A 21,863-nucleotide genomic window follows, 5' to 3' on the forward strand; every position below is an offset into this window, starting at 1 on the left:
ATTTAAAATAATTTGTGATAAACTAGCATATAGATAGATGTCTCCAAATCCCTTAAAAACCTATCAATTGCGCATTATCCTGAAAATCATTGTCAGACCTGTGAGATTAATAACTCCTATCAAAATCCCTCCCACAAGGTGCATGTTGTTTTCCGGAGAAGTAGTAGAGTCCTGATTTTCATCTTTTTCCTTTATTTCAATTACCCTATCGTTCTCGATAGATAGTGTATCCTTGTACGTCTCACCACTGCTATCAATTACTGTTTCCAGGGTGTATTGTTTATTTTTCTCCAGACCGGTTATGTAGTACATGGAATCATTGCTTCCAGAACAAACTTCTTTACCACTACTGCTAAGTTTCATGCTGGTAATTCCCGGTGACACGACTTTTAGCACTGCATATTCTTTCAGGTTTTTTTCCTTTCCCTCGCAAAAAGCAGGCCTATCCGCAATGCCAAGCGTACTCAACAGAATTGGTGCTACATCTTCCTGGCCAATCGTTTCCTGAATTCGTTGTTGTTTAATGTTGGGGGACAAAATTATCAATGGCACATTGCGAACCTCATTTGCAGAGGCATATTTCTCTGATTTTGCCCCACCTCTTGATTCAGCATCAGGAAAAGCCATACCATGGTCAGACGTGATAACCAGTGCCAGATTGTTTTCCTGACATGTTTCATAAAGGGGCACGATCAGGGAATCAAGGTTTTCAATACACTGGCTATAACCTTCATAGCCCCTGTAGAGTCCAGCTGTGTCAAGTGCGGCAATATTGACGGTTATGAAGTATTTTCTATCCCTGCCTTCCTTTTCAAGGATATTGATAGAATCCATTGCAGCATCCAGGGCCAATTTATTGTAGGTATAATATCTCTGGATTGTGCCTGAAGGCGTACTTTCCATTCTGGATAGTGCCCGGGACGCGTGTGTCTCAAACTCTGTTGTAAGAAGTGGAAGGGGATGATCTATATCCTTATTTTCGGATGTCGAAATCTGCATTACAGGTTCATTTATGGAATTGGTTGTGTCATGGAGAACAAGGTCATTTTCTGCAACTACTTCTTCGGAGTCCCCTCTCTCCAGTACCCCAACTGTCAGGTATCCATGTTTCTTTACAACGTCATAAATACTGGCATTATCATAACCTACCATTGTGTCATCTGCATCCCTGTTACCTGTCATGATAACATTGTGTCCGCTATTACCTTTCAGTTTAGGGACATAAACAGAATCGAAAATCGCAGCCTGATTATATATTTTTGGAAGATTTGACAAAACGGGTTTTTTGAGAATGGAACCATCGATTGCTTTTACATCCAACTCAGGATTTATGTATCCGTTGCCAAGACCATCAACTATCAGTACCACTACACCATCAGGATTATTTGTATCTCCTGCTTCAATAAATGTTGCACATCCGGCCGGATTTATTGTTATGCATAAAAATAATAGGAGGAGAAGTATTTTCCCAACCTGCCAGATTTGCCTTCTGGAATATATCATCAAGAACAAAAATATTGTTTCATATTAGTATTTTATGCTATGATGTTTTATTTTTATGTTGATTGTTGCTTTCGAGTTTACTGATATATAAAGATATTCCTCTTCTTTGAAAGAGATTGAACTTTAATATTTCGTTTGATAAATAATCGGTACCAATAAGCATTTTATATTTATCAATTACATGATGTCGATTTGTAATTACAATTATTTTTATATATTAGTTTATAAGACGTTGATTTTAACTATAATATATAAGTATTTTTACTACATTTTATCTATTAGTACCTAATATACAGACAATAGTATTGAAAAATAAGTAGCAAAAAACATGTTTATTGATAATATAAATTCTTCATCTATGAATTGATATTTGCAAAACCTATATATGTAACATATAAGAGATAAAAACCTTTATATATAATAAAATTGCAAAATTAATTGATCATAAGGTGCCTTAGATAAGGCACCTACTCATAGATTGGAGTGTTGAAAGTATGTCAGAAATGACCCAAAAAACCAGATTAACGAATGCTTTAAAGGGCGAGTCTGTAGACAAAGCCCCGGTTGCCTCTGTTACACAGACCGCAACAGTAGAACTCATGGAAATGACCGGTGCATCCTGGCCCGAGGCTCATTCAGATGCTTCCAAAATGGCAAAGCTGGCATTGGCATCCCATACTGAAGCCGGGTTGGAAGCTGTAAGATATCCATTTTGCCTGACGGTTCTTGCCGAAGCCATGGGTTGTGAAGTAAACATGGGTACCCAGAACAGGCAACCCTCAATAACAGAACATCCCTACAAAAAAGGAATTGATGATCTCAAAATGCCTGATAACCTGGCTGAACTGGGCAGGGTCCCGGCAGTAGTTGAAGCTGCAGGCATTGTTAGGGATAGTGTAGGTGAAGATGTACCGATTATAGCAGGAATGGAGGGACCGGTTACCCTGGCCTCAGATCTTGCCAGTGTCAAGAAATTCATGAAATGGTCTATCAAAAAGCCCGATGACTTTAACGCCATCCTTGATTTTGCCACTGACGCGTGTATCGAATATGCCAATATCCTTCTGGATAGTGGAGTAGATATGATATGTGTGGCAGACCCGGTGGCTTCTCCTGACCTTATGAATCCAACCACATTCAATGATACACTAAAACCCTGTCTTGCAAAATTTGCAGAAGCTGTTGATTGTGTAAAAATATTGCATGTATGTGGAAATGTAACACCAATCCTTGATATGATGGCAGATTGTAAATTTGAAGGCTTGAGTATCGAGGAAAAGGTAAAGGATGTAAAGGGAGCCAAAAAAACAGTTGAAGGACGCGCTACACTTGTTGGTAATGTATCCAGTCCTTTCACAATACTCAGCGGAACTCCTGATAAGGTAAAAGAGGAAGTGAAAAAGGCCCTGGATGATGGGATATCTGTAGTTGCCCCTGGCTGTGGTATTGCTCCAAATTCCCCACTTGAGAATGTAAAGGCACTGGTTGAAGGAAGAGATGAATACTTTTCCTGATTGTATAAGGGATGCCTGATCACATCCCTTTTAACTAAAAGAGGTGGTTATATGAAAGTGGGAGTTGCTATTGATCTTGGAACCAGTGGTTTCAGGGCTCAGAAAGTAGATATTGAAAGTGGTGAGATCCATAAAACCGTGATTACCATGAATAACCCTCTTCCGGGAGCCAATGTCATGGATCATTTGGATTTTGCCATGAATTATGGACAGGATCTTGCCCACGAACTAGTAATAGGTGCTTTCCGGAATATTCTTGAAAAACTTGGGATTCATTCATCTCCTGATAGAATCGCAATTTGTGGAAATCCTATCCAGCTATCCCTTTTTCAGGGCATACCAATTGATGACCTTGCATATGCGGGACAGAGAAAAAAAGCAAAATATAACATAAAAGAACAGGAACGCAAAGCTGCTGTTGTAAAAAGTATTTTTATCCCGGGTCTTGAAAATCTCGATAATTGCAGTGTCGTTATTCCTCCTGCAATCAAACATGAAGTGGGAGCTGATGCTCTTGCACTTATTGTTAAATCCGGTATGCTGGACAATGAAGACATTTCAATTGCAACGGATTACGGAACAAATGCAGAGATGGCTTTGAAAGTAGGAAATGTAATATATACAGGTTCAGCTGCAGCCGGACCGGCCCTGGAAGGACAGGAAATTTCAAATGGTACGATTGCCCGCCCTCATGCTATATCCGACGTGTCCTTTGAAGATAAAGCACTGCGTAATTATGTCCTTAATGATAATATGGATACTGTACAGGGTGACCTCGTAAAACCCGATGATGGTACGGTAATAGATAAGGGAGACATAGAAGCATATGGTATTACAGGAACAGGTGTAATTTCTTTAATTGATGAATCTATCAATAATGGTCTTGTAGTACTCCCAAAGATAAACCTGAAAAACAGCATCATCCAATTGCAGGATGGAATAAAGTTTAACGAACATGATCTTGTAGAAGCTGGCAGGGCGATTGGGGCTATCAGGGCAGGTCACATAACTCTTTGTAATGCTGCCAAAATAGCAATGGAGGATATAAAAACTGCATATATGTCAGGTGCTGCAGGAACCTATATGGATGCTATTAAGGCGCACAATATTGGTATGATCCCTTATGATGTAGACCAAATTAGCCAAATTGGGAACACATCCTTGATAGTTGCCAGAGAAATTTTGCTATCAGAGGACAGGTTATGGGAATTACAGAAAATTGCAGAGGAAATCGTTGGAACACATGTCATGTTTGCTATGGATGATGCATTTAAGGAAGCCTATATTCTCGAACTTTCCTATTGGGGAGAAGGCATGCCTTTCAAAGTCCTCAAAAAATACCTGAAGAAAAAGAAACTACCTACAATAGATGCTGTAAAATCGGTCCCTGCTATTGAAAAGCGTGTAGTGAAAGATATTCCTGTACTGGGGGAAGAAGGTCTTCACGTTCTTGACAAGGTTGGAACCTATCTTACGATGATCATTGAAGGCTGTGAAGCCTGTCATAAGTGTGTCAAGGTCTGTCCTAATGATGCCCTTACAATGGAGGACGAAGACAACAGAGTAATGATACGTACTGATTTATGCGATGGTGCTCATTGCCAGAAATGCATCCATGCCTGTCCCCATGATCTGTTTAAATGGGAAAATCTGGATATTATGATGCAGGAATCATCAATGGAACAATAATCTAGAGAAGGTTTAACGGATGAAAGTACTCGTGGTGGGAGGATTTTTAGGAAGTGGGAAAACCACTACAATTCTCCGCATTGGAAAATATCTTGGAGAAAAAGGCCAAAAAGCTGCTATAATAGTAAATGAAATAGGGGAAATAGGAGTTGATGGTGATGTTATTTCCAGTTACGGTTTTGACTCAATAGAACTTACAAATGGATGTATTTGTTGTACCCTAAAACGAGATTTGAAATATACAGTATCACAGATAAAAAAAGACTTTGATCCACAGATATTGATCATTGAGCCTACAGGCATAGCTTTTCCTGCTACAATCAGGGATGAAATTATGCTGATGAATCTGGATGATGTGGATTTTGCTCCTCTGGTCACACTGGTCGACGGAAGCAGGTTCAAGCAGGTGATGAAAGAAACAAAACAGTTTTCCCAGAGGCAAATTATTGATGCTGAAATCCTCGCAATAAATAAGATCGATTTAATTGAAGAACTATACATACCCGTAGTTGAGTCATCAATAAAGCAATTGAATCCAGAAGCAGAAATTTTGCGTTTTTCAGCAAAAGCAGATTATGGTGAATTATCCGGGTTTATTGAGCATTTACTGGGTGATGTAGTTTATCCAAGGCTTGCTGAGAGAAAAATAAATGCTGAGAGAAAGATGAATTCTATACAGTGTTCTAACATGGCCACTTATGCATCTGAATTTACATTAAATAATGGTTTTCTTGAAACTTCCAGAGCACGTTCAATTGCATCAATTTTGATGAATGGGCTAAAGGAAGAAATTGTAAAGATGAATCCGGAATTCGTTGGCCACTTGAAAATCATTTTCCAAACCGGTATGGTAAAGATCCGTTCCAGTGTTACAGGTGCCTGTGAATCACCTCAAACCGAAATGGTTGAATCGTTTTCTCATCAGCCATCCATAAAGATTCTCTCTGCCGTTTCAAATGTTTCTCGTTCAGAATTAATGGAACTTGTGGATTTCTTTGTCAAGGAAATTTTCACAAATCATGGTATTAAAATAGTGAAAACTGCTGTCCATCAGCACAACCACGACAATCACAACCACTCAGAAGGTGTGTAAGATGTAACTGTTGCTAAAAGATACGCTCACACCTTATGAACACGAATCATCGATTGGAGTGAAGGAAGCGAGTCTTAGGTGTGAGCATCGTTACCATTGAAAGAGGATACATATATTAGTTACGCAATACCCTTATAAACATGAGATTAATTTGCATTATATAGTATTAATTGTCAATATATTAGCAGGAACATTATGGAAAAACCTACTTTAAAAGAAGGGCAAATTAATCTGGAGCCCGCATTAGATTTTCTGGACACTGGTATTCTTTTACTTGATAGAAAATACAATATAATATATGCAAATTCCAAAATCAGCAGTTATTTAGGAATTCCAGAAAACCCTTATGGAAAATCAGTTTTTGATATTGGAATATGGCCCTTTACCAAAAAAGAAATTGTCCAGTCCCTCAAAAATATCCCCTCACAAAATAAACCAACGATTCATTCCATTGAAGATAGCGCAGGTGAAGCCTACAAATTCACAGCTCATTACTTGAATCCTGATTCGTCTGATACACCTGCATTTATGCTCACACTAGAAAAACATCCCTTTTCTGAAAACGAATCTGAAAAATATAAAAACTTGCTCTCCATTTTCGCATCGGGTATTTCTGAAGGAATAATCATAATTCAAGATGAGAAAATCCAGTTTGCAAACCGCAAATTCGGAAAAATTGTTGGTAAAAAGTGGGATGAAATAAAAGGCACACATTTTTTGGATTATTTTCCGATTCAATATCGGCGAATGTTGTACAAAAAATATACCAAAGATATTGAAAAAAAAACATACAGGGAAATGACATATGAGGTCGAATTACTGTCAACATCAGGTAAAGTCACTCCTTTCGAACTTTCATCCTCCCTCGTTGAGTATGGCAATCGGCCTGCATTAATGGTCGTATTTCGGGATATTTCGGCTAAAAAGGAAGCAGAAGAACATCTCAAAGAGGCTGAAAAGAAATACAGGTCAATATTTGAAAAGACACCTATTGGGATTGTTTATTTTGACAGGAAAGGCAGAATAAGCAACTCTAATGAAGCCTTCAATTCTATATTTAAGACTATTATTGATGAAAAGAAAGAACCTGAAATTTTTGATTATATTCCCGATAAGGATGTGTCTGGCCAGATAAAAAAGGTGCTTTCCGGAAACGCTCTTTCTTACAGGGGAGAATACGAGGTTAACACTCAATGTTCATCCAAATCTATAAAAATTACATGCAATTCCTTGCTTCTGGATGGAGTTTTACAGGGTGGAATAGGTATCTTTGAAGACATTTCCCTGCAAAAAAGTGCTGAAGCCACTCTTCTAATGAACAAATCCCGACTTGAGGCCCTTGTAAAATTAAATCGGCTGGAAGTTTTTTCTTTCGATGAAATAGCTCGTTTTGCCCTTGAACTTACAGTTGAACTTACAGACAGCGATTGCGGCTACCTTTGCAGGATGGGAAAGGATAGCAACCCTGAAAAAATACTGTATACTCCTGATACAGAAAATCTGGAATCATTTGTATCTGGAAGATTTGAAAATCTTGATTTCAAAGATCGAAAGTCCAATGTTATGGATGCGGGAAAAACCATTGAAATACCTCTTTTTGAAAATGAACAGCTTGTAATTGTTGCAGGTTTTAGCAGGAATATAGCCTTCAAGGAAATGGAAATAAATCAATTAGAACTTTTTGTACAGGATATATGGACTACAATCAAACAGAAAATGGCCGAGAAATCATTACGTGACTCTGAAATCAAATATTCTTCCATTGTGGAAAACGGCAATGATGCGATAGTAGTAATTCAGGATGGTAAACTTAAATTTGCAAATTCGAAGTTTTGTGAATTCGTGGGCAATGATTGTGATTCAATACTTAATACAGATTTTAGGAATTACGTTGCTGAAGAATATCGCCGTATGGTGACAAAAAAAGTCTATATACAGCAAAAGGAAATGTCTCATTCCAGGGATGAAATTGAACTTGTTACAAAAAAAGGCAAGAATATACCTGCAATCATAAGCACATCTGTAATCGACCATGAAGGCAAACCCGCAGTAATGGCATTTATAAGTGACATTACACAACAAAAAGAAAAAGAGAATAAACTTCTTGAAACATTTAAAGTCCTGAAAGTACTTCAATCTGTAATTCGTACCAGTCCTGCAATAGTTTTCTTTTGGGTCCCGGAAGAAGATTGGCCGGTGGAGTTTGTATCTGAGAACATTGAAAATTTTGGTTACAGGCCCGAGGAATTTACTTCCGGAAAATTACAGTATGGAGATATAATACATCCTTCTGATCTCGATTATGTCCATCAGAAACTTGCAAAATATTCAGATGAAGGACTGACGGATTACAATATTGAATACCGTATAATCACAAAAAAGGGAGACGTGCGCTGGGTTGAAGAACGAGGTTCCATCCAGTACGAAAATAATAATATAAGCCACTACCAGGGTATAATCCTTGATATCACTGAAAGAAAAAGAGTAAATCGTTTTTTAGATATTGATACCGATATTGGGAATTTCCTGACACCCACCGGTGATCTGCAAGAAATGTTTGATCAGTTACTCGAGCTGGCCCTTCATATTGAAGGTGTGGATGCAGGTGTCCTCTATATTGTTGACAAATCCAGTAAAGACCTTAATATTGTAGCCCATCGTAATATTTCCGATGATTTTGTTGAAAAACATTCTACAATTGAAAAAGATTCACTTAGAGGAAGATTCCTGTCAGTACAGTATCCCGTGTATAAACTTTATTCTGAGATATATCCCTTCTCTAAATCCAACAAGAGCAAGGATAGCCTCCTGGCAACAGCCATTATACCTGTAATAACCAATGATAATTTATCTGCAGTACTGTTTTTGGCATCCCATGAAAATTATGAGATTCCATATTCTATACGTAACTCGCTTGAAACTGTGGCAAACCAGATAGGTTCTGTGCTTGACAGGATTGAAAAAGAGGCAGGTATTCAGAAAGGGCAGTATGATTTACAGGTGCTCTTTGACACAATACCTGAGCTGATTTTTGTGGTGGATTCAGAAGGCTGCATCCTTTATTCCAATCTTAATGTTGCAAAAACCCTGAAATATTCCAAACAGGAAATAACAGGTATGAATTTTGTAAAAATTCATTCTCATACTCAGGTACTTGATGCTGCAAAAGCCTTTAACGAAGCACTCAATGGCAACAAACAGAAAAAATTGTTCACATTGATGGACAAAAATAATAATCTAATAAATGTCGATACTACAATGCAAAAAGGGGAATGGAACGGTAGTGATGTGGTCGTCGTTGTCAATCGAATTGTTGAATGACGATAGATTCATAAATTATTAATGCAGATGCATAGTAAACTAAAGGATTGCAAGTAAAGGGGGGCAAAAATGATAGATATCAATCCTAAAAATACTTTGATACGCTACAACATATTGGTTGAAAGCGACATGACTCCTGAAGAGGTGGCAGAAAAGCTGTACCCCACAGACCCCCATATTCGTCAGATCGCCAAAGCTGTTTTTGAAGGCGATGAGGATGAAGTTGTTGCTGCTTTGCAAAATGCAATTGATACCGGAGCCGATCCTCTTTCACTTATAAATGATGCTCTAATGGCAGGAATGGAAGTAGTATCTACTCTTTATGATTACGGGTTACTGTACCTGCCGGATGTTATGATATCTGCCCAGGCAATGATCGAAGGTATAGAATATTGCAAGGAGCAATCCAAACAGGTTCATGAATCAAAAGGCAAGATCATTTCTTATGTTGTAGAGGGTGACATTCATGACATCGGGAAAAAGATTGTAACTGTTCTTTTACGTGCCAATGGTTATGAGGTTATTGATCTTGGAAAAGATGTCCCTGTTGAAGAGGTTGTGGCCGCAGTCAAAAGAGAAAAACCTATCATGCTCTCAGGAACCGCGCTGATGACCACGACAATGCATGCTTTCAAAGACGTGAATTCGCGATTGCTTGCAAGTGACATAAATGTACCTGTGGTCTGTGGCGGGGGTGCTGTTACCCAGGACTTTGTTTCTGATTATGATCTGGGAGTATATTGTGAGGAAGCTGCAGACGTACCAAAAATTGCAGATTCCATCCTGCAAGGGTTGGATATAAGGAAACTAAGGGATACTTTCCATAAACACTAAGGAGATCCGTATTATGTCTGTTAAACGTTATTCTTCCATGGAATATGATAATTTTGAAGACCTTCTTTTTGGCCACTCAAAATATCCTGTGAAAACCGGTCTTAATCTGGAAATTGGTGCTGGGTATACCACTGCTGAAATCAATTATGCCCCCCGTCCGGATGCGGCTGAAAATAAGGCAACGCTTGTGAACGAATATGAGCGTATTACCCGTGACATAATGGAAAGGATGGTTCAGGTTGGTTTCCCTTCAATTGTACTTGAAACCGAACATGTGCAACAGATGACACACAACCCTGAATGGGGGGCTGATATTGCAACTGCCCAAAAAGCAATCATGGAAGAGTATCATGATGAATATGGCATCAAATGTGCCCTCAGGCATACAGTTGGTGATGTCCGGGGAGACAGGGAAAGAATTGATCTGCGGGGGGATGCTTATTCCCGGATACTTGAATCGTTTGAGCAAATCGCTTCTTCAGGAGCGGATATGTTGTCGATTGAATCCCTGGGGGGTAAAGAAGTATTTGATCATTCAATCCTGAGGAATGACATGCGGGGAGTTGTCTTTTCAGTTGGTATACTTGGCGCTCTTGATGTTGAATATATATGGAAGGATATCTGCAGTATTGCAAAAAAAAATAAAGTAGTACCTGCAGGCGATACGGCCTGTGCACAGGCAAACACTGCAATGTTTGTTGCAGGTGGTCTGCTTGACTTCAAATTATCCCATAGCGTGGCATCTGTTGTAAGGGCAATTTCTGCATCAAGATCCCTTGCTGCATATGAAGCAGGGGCAGTTGGTCCGGGTAAGGATTGTGGATATGAGAATAATATTATTAAGGCAATTACCGGTTACCCCATTTCCCAGGAAGGCAAAGGTTCTACATGCGCCCACTCTGATTTGATGGGCAACATGGCCATGCAGTGTTGCGATCTTTGGTCAAATGAATCCGTGGAATACCGGGGAGATTTTGGAGGAACCACTGTGCAATGTTGGGGAGAAACTCTTTCTTACGATTGCAGCATGATGAATACCGCACTGGAAGCCGGAGTTGGCAAAACCTTGCGTGATGTGCTAATGGTTTCGGACAGATACAGGGATCCACAGGCATTTATACTATCTTATGATAATGCCTACCGTATTGGAGAAGTAATAACTGCCCATCCGGATGACATGTACCTGAGGGCAAAAGAGGCAGGCATGAAAGCTTGTGAACTAATCGAAAGTGGTTCCGAAGGATTTCTGGAGTTATCCAAGTTTGAAAAAGCTACAATAAAAAAGGCCCGGAATGACCTGAAATCATTAGACGAAAATATGGAATCTTTTATTTGTAATTGTCTGGATATCTATTCATCTGAAGTGGATACTTTTGATCCATCAAATTATGGCCTTTAATTTCTATAATTTTAACTACTAGTTTGGTGTTTCCAGATTTTTCCTATATATAGTTATTTCTATCTACCACCTAATAATTTAATTGTTTTTAATTTCATATTAAAAACGCTATGCAGCAAATCATGTATACTTCCAATTATATTTTATGTTTATTCGATTGTAGGTATCTATTTATATTATCTATTCAGCCAGTTCATTTCATTATAGTATATAATTATTAGTATAACTAATAATCCCTATTTTTTGAATTTGTGCAAATATACTCAAAAAAAAGCAATCAAGAGATGTATTTCTTACTATAGAAAATAGTTAATTTGAATTAAAAATAATGGACAACATTTATATACAACCATTGAACAATAGAAATGTTTATATAGTATAGAATCTCACTTTAAGATGAGGTTTGATTAAACCTCACAAAAGATTGGAGTAGGGCCAATCGCCATCAGGCATTGACCCTGAATATATTTGAAACAAATATGGAAGGAAGTGTAGAATGACCAGTTTGGACGTAGATCCCAGTGAAATTCTGGAAAGATATAACGTCAAAATGGAAAAAGCAATGACGCCGGATGACGCGGCAGCAGAACTTTATCCAAAAGACGATCTGATTCGCCCTATTGCAGAAGCAATCTATGAGGGAGAAGAAGATGACACAGTAGAGGGCCTCCAGAAAGCAATTGATGCCGGTAAGGATCCAATTGCCTTAATAGATGATGCCCTGATGGTAGGAATGGGAGTGGTAACAAAACTCTACGATGAAGGAATAATTTTCCTGCCAAACGTAATGATGTCTGCAGATGCAATGCTTGATGGTATTGATTTTTGTAAATCCCAAGCCAAGGAAGCACCTGTATCCAAAGGTAAGATCGTATGCCATGTTGCAGAAGGTGACGTGCATGATATCGGTAAATCCATTGTCTCAGCCCTCCTGAGAGCAAATGGTTTCGATGTAGTGGATCTTGGACGTGATGTACCGGTAGATGAGGTAATTGAAGCTGTGAAGAAAGAAAAGCCAATGATGGTGACAGGAACCGCTTTGATGACCACAACAATGTATGCATTCAAGGCTGTCAATGACAGGCTTCTTGAAGCAGGCATAAAAATTCCATACCAGTGTGGTGGCGGTGCTGTAAACCAGGACTTCGTATCAACCTATGAACTAGGAGTATACGGAGAAGAGGCTGCCGATGCACCAAAGATGGCAGAGGCAATTCTTGCAGGCGCAGATCTTGGCAAACTCAAGGAACAATTCCATCAACACTGAAGAGGTGAGCAAAATGACAGTAAACAGATACACCAAGATGGCATATGCCAGCGCAGACGATATGATTTTTGGAAAGTCCCCCAATCCTGTAAAAGCAGGGCTGGACTTAGAGATTGGTGCCGGTTACACCACACCTGAAGTAAACTATGCACCAAGGCCAGAAGCCGGTGAGACCAAAGAGAAACTTGTAAAGGAATATGAGCGTATTACCCGTGACATAATGGAAAGGATGGTCCAGGTAGGTTTCCCGGCAGTTGTACTGGAAACAGAGCACGTTCAGCAGATGACCAATAACCCAACCTGGGGTGGAGAGGTCGCAAATGCACAGAAAGCCATTATGGAAGATTACCATGATGAATACGGCATCAAATGCGCTCTGAGACACACTCCTGGTGACATTCGTGAAGACCGTGATTATATGCAGTTGAGGGGAGAAAAATACAACACCCTTATGGAATCCTTCGAAGAAGTTGCATCAAACGGTGCAGATCTCTTATCCATCGAAACTATGGGTGGTAAAGAAGTCTTTGACCGTGCAATTCTAAGAAATGATGTACCGGGTATGCTTTTTGCAATTGGTTGCCTGGGTACTATGGACATGGAATACATCTGGCAGGACATTGCGGGAATTGCCAAGAAGAACAATGTCGTCGCAGCTGGTGATACTGACTGTGCACAGGCAAACACTGCAATGTTCATTGCAGGTGGACTTCTTGACAAAAACCTGGCCCATACCCTTGCAATAATTGCCAGGGCCATATCCGCACCACGTTCCCTTGCCGCCTATGAAGCAGGTGCAGTTGGTCCGGGTAAAGACTGTGGTTACGAGAACACCATTGTAAAATCCATTGCAGGTGTGCCGATTGCCCAGGAAGGTAAAACGTCTACCTGTGCTCACTCCGATGTAATGGGTAACCTTGTAATGCAGTGCTGTGACCTCTGGTCCAATGAATCCGTGGAATACCATGGTGAATTCGGTGGTACAACTGTACAGTGCTGGAGTGAATCCCTTGCATATGATTGTGCACTGATGAATGTCTCTCTCCAGACAGGTCAATCCAAGAACCTCAGGGATATGATGGTTCTCTCCGACAAGTATAGGGACCCACAGGGATACATCCTTGCCTATGACAATGCTTACAAGATCGGTGAAGCAATTGTCAAGGATTCAGATGATATCTACCTCCGTGCAAAGAATGCTGCTGTAGAGTGTGTGAACCTGCTTGAAAATGCAGATTCCAAACTACAGATGACCAGATTCGAAAAGAATGCACTTGCTGATGCAAGTGAGGCTCTGGCCGGACTTACTGATGATTCAGATAAGTTCCTTAGCGACTCCCTTGAACAATACAAAGAGGAAGTCAAGGTATTCAGGCCGGAGAACTACGGTCTCTGAACGGAAAACATGCAGACGTTTAGCTGTGGACTCCCTTAAGGGTTCCACAGCCCCAATCACCTTGTAACCTTCTATATAGTGTAACTAACAACAAGGAGGAGATATAAAAGCAATGCAATACTTACAACCTCCCTTTACTCCTATTTTTTCAGTTCAACTTAATTGTGAGTTATTGTAACTTTTAGTCTGTATCGATCTATTAACTCAAATAATAGAGGTGATATTTATGGAAGGAAATATTGAAATGGTGCAAGCCGAAGTAGCCGATAAAACCGCCAACCCGGCTCCACTTGGTTTCACAGGTCTTGGGCTTTCAGCAGTTTTGCTAAGTCTGACATATGTAGGTTTATTCCCACTTGATTCAATGATAGTCTCAATGGCAATATTCCTGGGAGGATTTGCCCAGGTGTTTGCAGGAATAATGGCATGGAAGAAAGGAGATGTATTTGCCGGAACTGCTTTTAATGCATTCGGGCTTTTCTGGTTCTCATTTGCAGGGCTAATTATTCTGCAGGCTCTTGGATTGGCCGCTGCAGCTGAACCAATATCAATGGCTGCCTATCTCTTAATATGGGGTGTTTACACCTTTGTGATGCTTATAGGTACTTTGAAAATGAGCAATGGCAGCAGAGCCATGCAATTTGTGTTCCTTACCCTGTTTATCCTGTTCATTCTGCTTGCAATTAGCAATGCTACAGGGATGACCGGTTTACTTGTTATTGCAGGTATAGATGGATTACTCCTGGGATTTGGATCACTATATACAGCTCTTGCTATGGTACTGAATGAAATCTGTGAGAAACCTGTGGCTCCAGGTATTTAAAACAAAATATAGGGATATATTTATGTCATTTGTTTTGGAGGAATGGAAATGTGCAGGAAAACATTGCTGGAAAAATATTTTTTCATATTTGTTTTCCTGATTTTTTTTATTTCCATACCAAAGATATTGTATGGATATTTTTATGATATAATCTACCTGGAGACCAGTGGATATTATTCACTGTTGAGAGGATTTTCAATCGTGTCTATTGCCGGTAGTTTTTATGTCACTTCCCTTTCACCTAATTCCCTGCACCCTTATGGTTATTCTAAATATTTAAAAATGGGTCAGTTTCTGGTAGCTCTTGGAATTGGAATAATTTCTTTAATTTTAATAGGCCATTCACTTATAGGCAAATATAGTTATCAGAAAGTTCCGTTTATTGATATGTCCGGATACATTATAGTCCTGCTCTCTGTCATATTTTATCTTTTGTTAATTTATTTCATGAAAAAAGTTCAATTCTCATTGCAGGAAGAAAAAAAATATAATAATTCTAACAATATCAAAAAAGAAGTGGGTTTAACCATTATTACATTAATAGGTCTGGTAGGTATTGAACATGGATATTTTTTCCTGGATGTTGTCCTTTCAATCTTTTTCTTTTCATTTTTGGTAAAAGAAACCCTTTCTGTAATTTGGGAAAGCAGCCGTTTTTTGAGTGACACATTTAGCCTGGATGAAAAGCAAATATGCAATCTTGTAAACTCAATAGATGGGGCCAGTGAATGTCACAATGTAAGGGCACACGGAACTGATTCCGACCTTTATGTTGATTTACATGTATGTATGGATCCAAAAATAAAGATCATCCAGACCAAACCAATTGTTGAACAAATAGAATCATCCTTAAAAGCAAGTTATTCATCAGTCAGGGATGTTACCGTACATATTGAACCTACAAAAAAGAAGGGGAACTTTATATGAAATATAGTCTGGGCATAGATGCCGGTGGAACTTATACTGATGTAGTCATCATTGAAAACAATTCAGGGAAAGTAGTCAGTTCAAACAAAGCACTTACAACATATCCTGATTTACTTGAAGGCATCGAAAATTCAATTGACGGACTTGATTTTCAATATCTTGAAGATATTGCAGTCGTTTCTGTCTCTACAACCCTTGCCACAAACACGGTCCTTGAAAATACAGGATATCCCGTAGCACTTATACTGATTGGGGAACACGGAAGCGAAAGCGAAGGTTTTCCTTCCCAGCATATATTTCATGCAAAAGGTGGCCATGATCACGAAGGCCTGGAAATGCAAGAACTTGATGTTAAGCCCATCGAGTCCTTTGTTGAGGATGTGAAGGATAAAGTATCTGCATTTGCAATTTCATCCCATTTCAGCATCCGTAATCCGGATCACGAAATAAAAACAAGAGAATTGATTCAAACAATTGTTGATATGCCAGTTGTTTGTGGTCATGAGCTCTCTCAGGATCTAGGGGCCTATGAAAGAGCTGTAACAGCTACACTGAATGCACGGCTTATTCCTGTAATAAAGCAATTTATTGAAACTATAATCAAAGACATCAGAAGAAGAGGGATAAGTGCCAGACTCTTGATGCTTAAATGTGATGGTTCTGTAACAGGTATCGAGGATGCACTCAAAAAACCTATAGAAACCGTATTTTCAGGACCGGCTGCAAGTCTTATCGGAGCTTCTCATTTAAGCGGGAGGCATACCTGTGTCACAATAGATGTAGGGGGCACAAGTACTGATATTTCATCCATTTCAAAGGGGGTCCCTGAACTAAGTGAGTCTGGCGGAATTGTAGGAGGATGGAAAACCAGAGTACGTGCAATTCATATGGAGACCTCTGCAATGGGAGGGGATAGTGGAATCTGGACGCGTAAAGGAGAACTTTTCATAGGACCCAGACGCTTAATTCCTCTATGTGTTGCAGCAGAAATGTACCCGGGATTCATATCGAAATTAAAAAATGCTTCTAATCCACAAAGGGATCTCTTTGATGAAAATATCCAACCAGCCAGATTTTTCGTAAAAAATGGCTCTGGCAAACATGAGTTAACAGACAGTGAAAGAAAAATACTTGATGTACTTGGTAGTGAACCGATGTCTTACAGGGAACTGACATCCCTCACCAGGAGCCACATTTCATCAAATATGTTGGACTTACTTATAAGCAAACGATTCATAAGGGTTATAGGTTTTACTCCGACAGATGTATTACATGTATTGGGAGATTATGAACAATGGAATGTAGAGGCCGCATCAATAGGGGCTGACATCCTTGCAAGGTTTGCTTTTAGCAGCAAATTTGAAATATGTGAAACACTGAAAGAAAAATTTGCTCTCAATATGGCATATGACCTAATATGCTTCGCCCTCCCTAATATCGAAAAAGAGAGTATAATGGAAACCCTTACTGGTAATTATCCTGCTACTTTTAAAATGAGATCACCTGTAGTTCTTATTGGTGGCCCTGTAGCCTCCTATGTAAAAGCACTTGGGAAAATTGTGGACGCTGACATCATTCTCCCCGACCATGCAAGTGTAGGAAATGCAATTGGGGCTCTATATGGTAAAGGAATCAAAAGACTTGAATACCTTATAAGGCCTGCATCCTTATCCGAACCCGATCAGGATTTCCTTGTTTTTTCCCAAAATGGAAGAAAGAGTTTCCAGACTTACACTCAGGCCTATGATTATTCCATAGATAACGGCAAAAATGTACTATTTGAATATATGAAAAGTTGTGGTATCAAAAAAGATCAGATATCTTTCAATATAAAGGAAAAGAAAGTAATTCCCGAAGGGTGGAAACATCCTCCCATGGAAACACAATTGACAATTATGGGAATAGGTACATCCCCACTTTAATAAAACTTTTATCTAACTTGAATGCCGGGACTGACTACCAATATGAAAAATATCCTTTTTAACTTATATACTTTCATTTAACCTTGTTTTATAATTAACAAAAAGAGTCAGGAAAAGGAGAATTGCAAAAATCGCAAATATTATTTCCAGTCCCACAAATCCCGACAGGGCTCCTGCAAATATAGGCATGATTGCAAGACCTCCATAAGTACATGTGCTGTAGAGGCCCATTGTGATACCCTTGTTCTTACTCATAGACGCCAACAGTGTTGGCAATCCGACCATTGCAAGTCCTGACCCGGATCCCAGCAAAGCAAATCCTACAAAGGGCAACCATATGGTCGCCAGAGTTCCTGAAGCTGCTATCACAATGCCCATATTGATCATTTTATTTGATTCCACGGATGTATGTGATATCCAAATGGAAGATATCATTGTGCTGATATAGCTTACGGCAATGACGATTCCCAGTTCGGCTTTGGAAAGCATGCCTGTACTGTAATCAGGATACAAAGCGAGTAATACACCATTGGTACCTATCAGTACAAAAACGATTATCCAGATACCCGTATAAGATCTGTCTACCAAAAATCCTGAGGTTGTGGAGACTTTTTGCCGGATTTCAGCAATAATTGGAGACTGTAATTTTTCTTTATCCCGGCCATTTTTGTACAGGTATCCCATCCCTGCAATAAGGGTCAAGAAAGATATAATTGTAAAAGCCATGATACCATATTTTAAGCCCATGGTAGCCAAAAAACCACTTAAAGCAACACCTGCAGCAAGTCCTGCATTTAATAGGAAATTAAATTCTCCCATATACTGTTTTTTCTTGTTGAATGAACCAAGATAAGAATATGCCGCAGGGAAATATGCACCACAAGCAGTCCCTTCCATCAATCTTGCAAGAATCAGCAGGTGAATTTCATTGGTAAAAAGCATTATAGCTCCCGAAAAAAAGGTTAGCACCAGGCTGATTGTTACAAATCTCATAAAGCCATATCTTTCTGCCAGTATTCCAAAGGGCAGCATCGTAAGTAGAGCTCCTATAAAGTAGGCAGAAAAAAGAAGACTTGACAATTCGACTGCATGATTTCCAGATCCAAGTCCTGCAAGTTCAGGAAGGATAGGTATCACTGCATTGGACAATCCCATTATAGTAAATATAGATAAATAAACAAGTAATCTACCCTTTTCCATTCATATACCGCCTGTTGAACTGACTGCACAATGAAGGAGTATATTAATAACAGTTGCTATTGCCATCTGAAAGTATTATAACAAATAGAAATCCTCAGAAAAATGAATATCCAAGATGGCCAGAATGTGTTCGAAAAAGTTAGATTAATAAGCCCTTTGTCAACGCAGGACTCGGTATTTTCGGAAGAACATCGAAGATTTAAGTACAGAAACGGTCCCGTTATTACGTTTGACGATATAATCGCCCGCTTTGCCGTTTACGGTTCCTCTCTTTGTTTCCACACTGAAGTCTGTCAACATCTTTAAAGCGTGACCCACTGGGTTTTTTTCGTTTGTTTCCATCATTTCCGAAACTATAGTCTCTTTGCTTAGTTCACTCATATTGAAACCTCCCTAGAATAGACCCGAAAATAATTATGATACTATAACGTATATACCTAACCGATGAATTAAAATTTTTAATTAGTAAATATTCATTAATTTGCAAACATTGCATTTATTCCCTAATAAAACCAAGTGATATTTATGATCATTACCCTAATTGGAATGGCCGGTGTCGGAAAAAGCACTATTGGTAAACTCCTTGCCTCCCATTTAGGCTATAACTTTGTTGATGTGGATGACCTTATCGAGCAGAGAATAGGTGGACCTTTACAGGATTATCTTGACGAAAAAGGAGATTCAGCTTTTATCAAAGTTGAAGAGGATGCCATACTAGATTTGGATTTAGAGGATAAAATTGTGATTTCTACGGGTGGTAGTGCAATCTATTCAGAAACTGCAATGAAAATTCTTTCTGAAAAATCTTTGATTATACTTCTTGATGATACCTTTCCCAATATAAGAAAAAGAATATCCTATCCCTGGAAAAGGGGGATTGTGGGTTTCCGGGAAAAAGGAATTAAGGAATTGTATTTGGAAAGATGGCAATTGTACCGGAAATATGCAGATATTGTTGTTGACATCAATGGAATGGCAAACAAAAAGAAAGTTGTAGATGATATTGTGGAAAAGAGTAAAGAACTCTGTAATTCCACTTTTGACACTTTCAATTTGTGAGTGCCTGTATTGGCGCCGGGATACGCCCTGCCTTTTTAACAAACTCTTCAGAACTGAATTTGTGGACAGGCATGACCGGACAGCTTCCAAGCAATCCTCCGTACTCAACCATATCTCCTGTCATTTTGCCCGGTGCAGGAATGATGCGCACTGCTGTTGTTTTCCTGTTTATCATTCCTATAGCCATTTCATCGGCCATAATGGCCGAAATCGTAGAGGATGAAGTATCTCCGGGAACTGCAATCATATCCAATCCAACCGAACATACCGATGTCATTGCTTCGAGCTTATCCAGTTTCAGTGAACCACGTTTCACGGCTTCTATCATTCCTGCATCCTCGCTTACAGGTATAAAGGCCCCACTTAGTCCGCCTACAGAAGATGATGCCATTGCACCACCTTTCTTTACCGCATCATTCAACAATGCAAGAGCAGCTGTGGTTCCGTGGGTGCCACAGCTTTCCAGACCCATTGCCTCAAGGATAGCCGCTACACTATCACCAACTTCAGGTGTGGGTGCAAGTGAGAGATCCACAACTCCAAAATCAGCTTCCAGTCTGCGGGATACTTCCCTGCCGGTCATCTCTCCCATTCTTGTGATTTTAAAGGCGGTTTTTTTTATACACTCAGCAATTTCTCCAAGGTCAGGATTATCCAGATCCCTTATAGCAGAATTCACTACACCGGGGCCACTCACGCCCACATTTATGACACAATCAGTCTCACCGACTCCGTGAAAAGCACCAGCCATAAAAGGATTATCTTCCGGGGCGTTTGCAAAAACTACGAGTTTAGCACAGCCAATACCGTCCCTATCCCTGGTAAGATCTGCAGTTTCTTTAATCACTTTTCCCATAAGATTCACAGCATTCATGTTTATGCCGGCTTTCGTAGTTGCCACATTAACAGAAGAACAAACCTTTTCCGTAACTGCAAGAGCCTCAGGGATTGCATTAATAAGTCTTCTGTCACCCGCTGTCATCCCTTTATGGACAAGAGCAGTAAAACCACCTATGAAATCTACTCCAATGTCGTTGGCTGCTCTGTCAAGAGTCTTTGCAATGGAAACTATCTCTTCCTGTGTGAATGTTTCTGCAATTGTGGCAATTGGTGTAACAGATATACGTTTATTGATTATGGGTATGCCATACATTTGTTCGACTTCGTCTGCAACATCAACCAGTTTGCTGGCGCAACGTGTCATTTTTTCATGAATGTTGCCATTAAAGGTCTCAATATCAGGATGAGCACAATCTCGCAGGTTGATTCCCATTGTGACAGTTCGTATGTCAAGGTTCATGCTGGAAATCATATGAATAGTTTCCATTATTTCTTCAGGATGAATGAACATTTATACCACCTCTTTTGGGAATTCAGATACGGTGCATGAAGCGGAATACATCGTCTTTCTGTACCTGGATCTCAACACCAAGTTCATCTCCAGCAGCATTTATTGCATTCTGGAACGCATCAATGTCAAATCCCTTTTTTTTGGTCTCTGTCAGCATTATCATGGTGAACAGATCTTCCATTATAGTCTGGCTTATATCCACAATGTTCACCTCGAATTGGGCTAGTACATTTGTTATATGTGCTACTATCCCAACTTTATCTATTCCAATTACAGTGATAACAAAACGTGTGGATGTCATAATCATTTCTCCTCGATATGTAGAATACGGTGGAACTACGATTTCATCATATTTAATAATGCATCAATATCTAACATTGCTTCAAGTTACATGGCAAAATAATAAATGTATAAATTCAAAGAAACTAATAGTAAAATAATATTTGAATAGAGTAGAATGCAAAATTAAAAAAACTCAATAGTCAAGAAAGTTTAATTTCCAAAAGGGGTCTACTATAGATTGGCCAGTTTTACTAAAGTTTACTTGTTCATTCATAAAAAATAA

The 21,863-nt window shown here is 39.3% G+C and carries 17 protein-coding genes; 12 read left to right on the plus strand and 5 right to left on the minus strand.

Annotated features, from left to right (window positions below):
- Positions 1 to 63 precede the first annotated feature (63 nt).
- On the minus strand, positions 64 to 1,503 hold the full coding sequence (locus tag CI957_RS01490) for a sulfatase-like hydrolase/transferase (RefSeq protein ID WP_128754080.1): 1,440 nt from the start codon (positions 1,501 to 1,503) through the stop codon (positions 64 to 66).
- Between the two features lie 494 nt (positions 1,504 to 1,997).
- Between CI957_RS01490 and mtaA the strand changes: the two genes are divergently transcribed.
- The 11 genes from mtaA (at position 1,998) to CI957_RS01545 (ending at position 17,688) form a co-directional block, all read left to right on the plus strand.
- The gene (gene mtaA / locus CI957_RS01495; RefSeq protein WP_128754081.1) at positions 1,998 to 3,017 is read left to right on the plus strand and encodes a methylcobamide:CoM methyltransferase MtaA; all 1,020 of its coding nucleotides are present in this window, start codon (positions 1,998 to 2,000) and stop codon (positions 3,015 to 3,017) included.
- 51 nt (positions 3,018 to 3,068) lie between these two features.
- Positions 3,069 to 4,706, plus strand: coding sequence for a methylamine methyltransferase corrinoid protein reductive activase (locus CI957_RS01500; RefSeq protein ID WP_096711375.1), 1,638 nt, complete (start codon positions 3,069 to 3,071; stop codon positions 4,704 to 4,706).
- A 19-nt stretch (positions 4,707 to 4,725) separates the two neighbouring features.
- Complete coding sequence (locus CI957_RS01505) at positions 4,726 to 5,799, plus strand: GTP-binding protein (protein ID WP_128754082.1); 1,074 nt, start codon at positions 4,726 to 4,728, stop codon at positions 5,797 to 5,799.
- 195 nt (positions 5,800 to 5,994) lie between these two features.
- Positions 5,995 to 9,120, plus strand: a complete 3,126-nt coding sequence (locus CI957_RS01510; protein ID WP_128754083.1) for a PAS domain S-box protein — start codon at positions 5,995 to 5,997, stop codon at positions 9,118 to 9,120.
- Between the two features lie 69 nt (positions 9,121 to 9,189).
- Positions 9,190 to 9,954: a methanol--corrinoid protein MtaC gene (gene mtaC, locus CI957_RS01515; RefSeq protein WP_128754084.1), complete on the plus strand. Its 765-nt coding sequence runs from the start codon at positions 9,190 to 9,192 to the stop codon at positions 9,952 to 9,954.
- Positions 9,955 to 9,967: 13 nt separating this feature from the next.
- Positions 9,968 to 11,353 (plus strand): methanol--corrinoid protein co-methyltransferase MtaB, encoded by a 1,386-nt coding sequence (mtaB, locus tag CI957_RS01520; protein ID WP_096711371.1) that lies wholly within the window; start codon positions 9,968 to 9,970, stop codon positions 11,351 to 11,353.
- A gap of 496 nt (positions 11,354 to 11,849) precedes the next feature.
- Positions 11,850 to 12,620 carry a methanol--corrinoid protein MtaC gene (gene mtaC / locus CI957_RS01525; RefSeq protein ID WP_096711370.1) on the plus strand — a complete coding sequence of 257 codons (771 nt, stop codon included), beginning with the start codon at positions 11,850 to 11,852 and terminating at the stop codon, positions 12,618 to 12,620.
- A 13-nt stretch (positions 12,621 to 12,633) separates the two neighbouring features.
- Positions 12,634 to 14,016 carry a methanol--corrinoid protein co-methyltransferase MtaB gene (gene mtaB, locus CI957_RS01530; protein WP_128754085.1) on the plus strand — a complete coding sequence of 461 codons (1,383 nt, stop codon included), beginning with the start codon at positions 12,634 to 12,636 and terminating at the stop codon, positions 14,014 to 14,016.
- 226 nt (positions 14,017 to 14,242) lie between these two features.
- Positions 14,243 to 14,839 carry an acetate uptake transporter gene (locus tag CI957_RS01535; protein ID WP_128754086.1) on the plus strand — a complete coding sequence of 199 codons (597 nt, stop codon included), beginning with the start codon at positions 14,243 to 14,245 and terminating at the stop codon, positions 14,837 to 14,839.
- Between the two features lie 48 nt (positions 14,840 to 14,887).
- Positions 14,888 to 15,766 carry a cation diffusion facilitator family transporter gene (locus CI957_RS01540; RefSeq protein ID WP_164908994.1) on the plus strand — a complete coding sequence of 293 codons (879 nt, stop codon included), beginning with the start codon at positions 14,888 to 14,890 and terminating at the stop codon, positions 15,764 to 15,766.
- Complete coding sequence (locus CI957_RS01545) at positions 15,763 to 17,688, plus strand: hydantoinase/oxoprolinase family protein (RefSeq protein ID WP_128754088.1); 1,926 nt, start codon at positions 15,763 to 15,765, stop codon at positions 17,686 to 17,688. The genes CI957_RS01540 and CI957_RS01545 overlap by 4 nt, the downstream gene beginning before the upstream one ends.
- A gap of 63 nt (positions 17,689 to 17,751) precedes the next feature.
- On the opposite strand, the gene CI957_RS01550 is transcribed toward CI957_RS01545, so the two are convergent.
- The gene (locus tag CI957_RS01550) at positions 17,752 to 18,888 is read right to left on the minus strand and encodes an MFS transporter (RefSeq protein WP_128754089.1); all 1,137 of its coding nucleotides are present in this window, start codon (positions 18,886 to 18,888) and stop codon (positions 17,752 to 17,754) included.
- A 159-nt stretch (positions 18,889 to 19,047) separates the two neighbouring features.
- On the minus strand, positions 19,048 to 19,269 hold the full coding sequence (locus tag CI957_RS01555) for a hypothetical protein (protein WP_072360989.1): 222 nt from the start codon (positions 19,267 to 19,269) through the stop codon (positions 19,048 to 19,050).
- A 144-nt stretch (positions 19,270 to 19,413) separates the two neighbouring features.
- Between CI957_RS01555 and CI957_RS01560 the strand changes: the two genes are divergently transcribed.
- Entirely contained in the window at positions 19,414 to 19,947 is a 534-nt protein-coding gene (locus tag CI957_RS01560) for a shikimate kinase (protein WP_128754090.1), read from the plus strand.
- Here CI957_RS01560 and CI957_RS01565 read toward each other — a convergent pair.
- Both CI957_RS01565 and CI957_RS01570 read right to left on the minus strand, forming a co-directional pair.
- The gene (locus CI957_RS01565; protein ID WP_128754091.1) at positions 19,937 to 21,298 is read right to left on the minus strand and encodes a PFL family protein; all 1,362 of its coding nucleotides are present in this window, start codon (positions 21,296 to 21,298) and stop codon (positions 19,937 to 19,939) included. The two genes, CI957_RS01560 and CI957_RS01565, sit on opposite strands and share 11 nt — an antisense overlap.
- 22 nt (positions 21,299 to 21,320) lie before the next feature.
- Complete coding sequence (locus CI957_RS01570) at positions 21,321 to 21,599, minus strand: ACT domain-containing protein (protein ID WP_096711362.1); 279 nt, start codon at positions 21,597 to 21,599, stop codon at positions 21,321 to 21,323.
- Positions 21,600 to 21,863: the final 264 nt, after the last annotated feature.

The organism is Methanohalophilus sp. WG1-DM (assembly GCF_004104135.1).
Taxonomy (GTDB): Archaea; Halobacteriota; Methanosarcinia; order Methanosarcinales; family Methanosarcinaceae; genus Methanohalophilus; species Methanohalophilus euhalobius.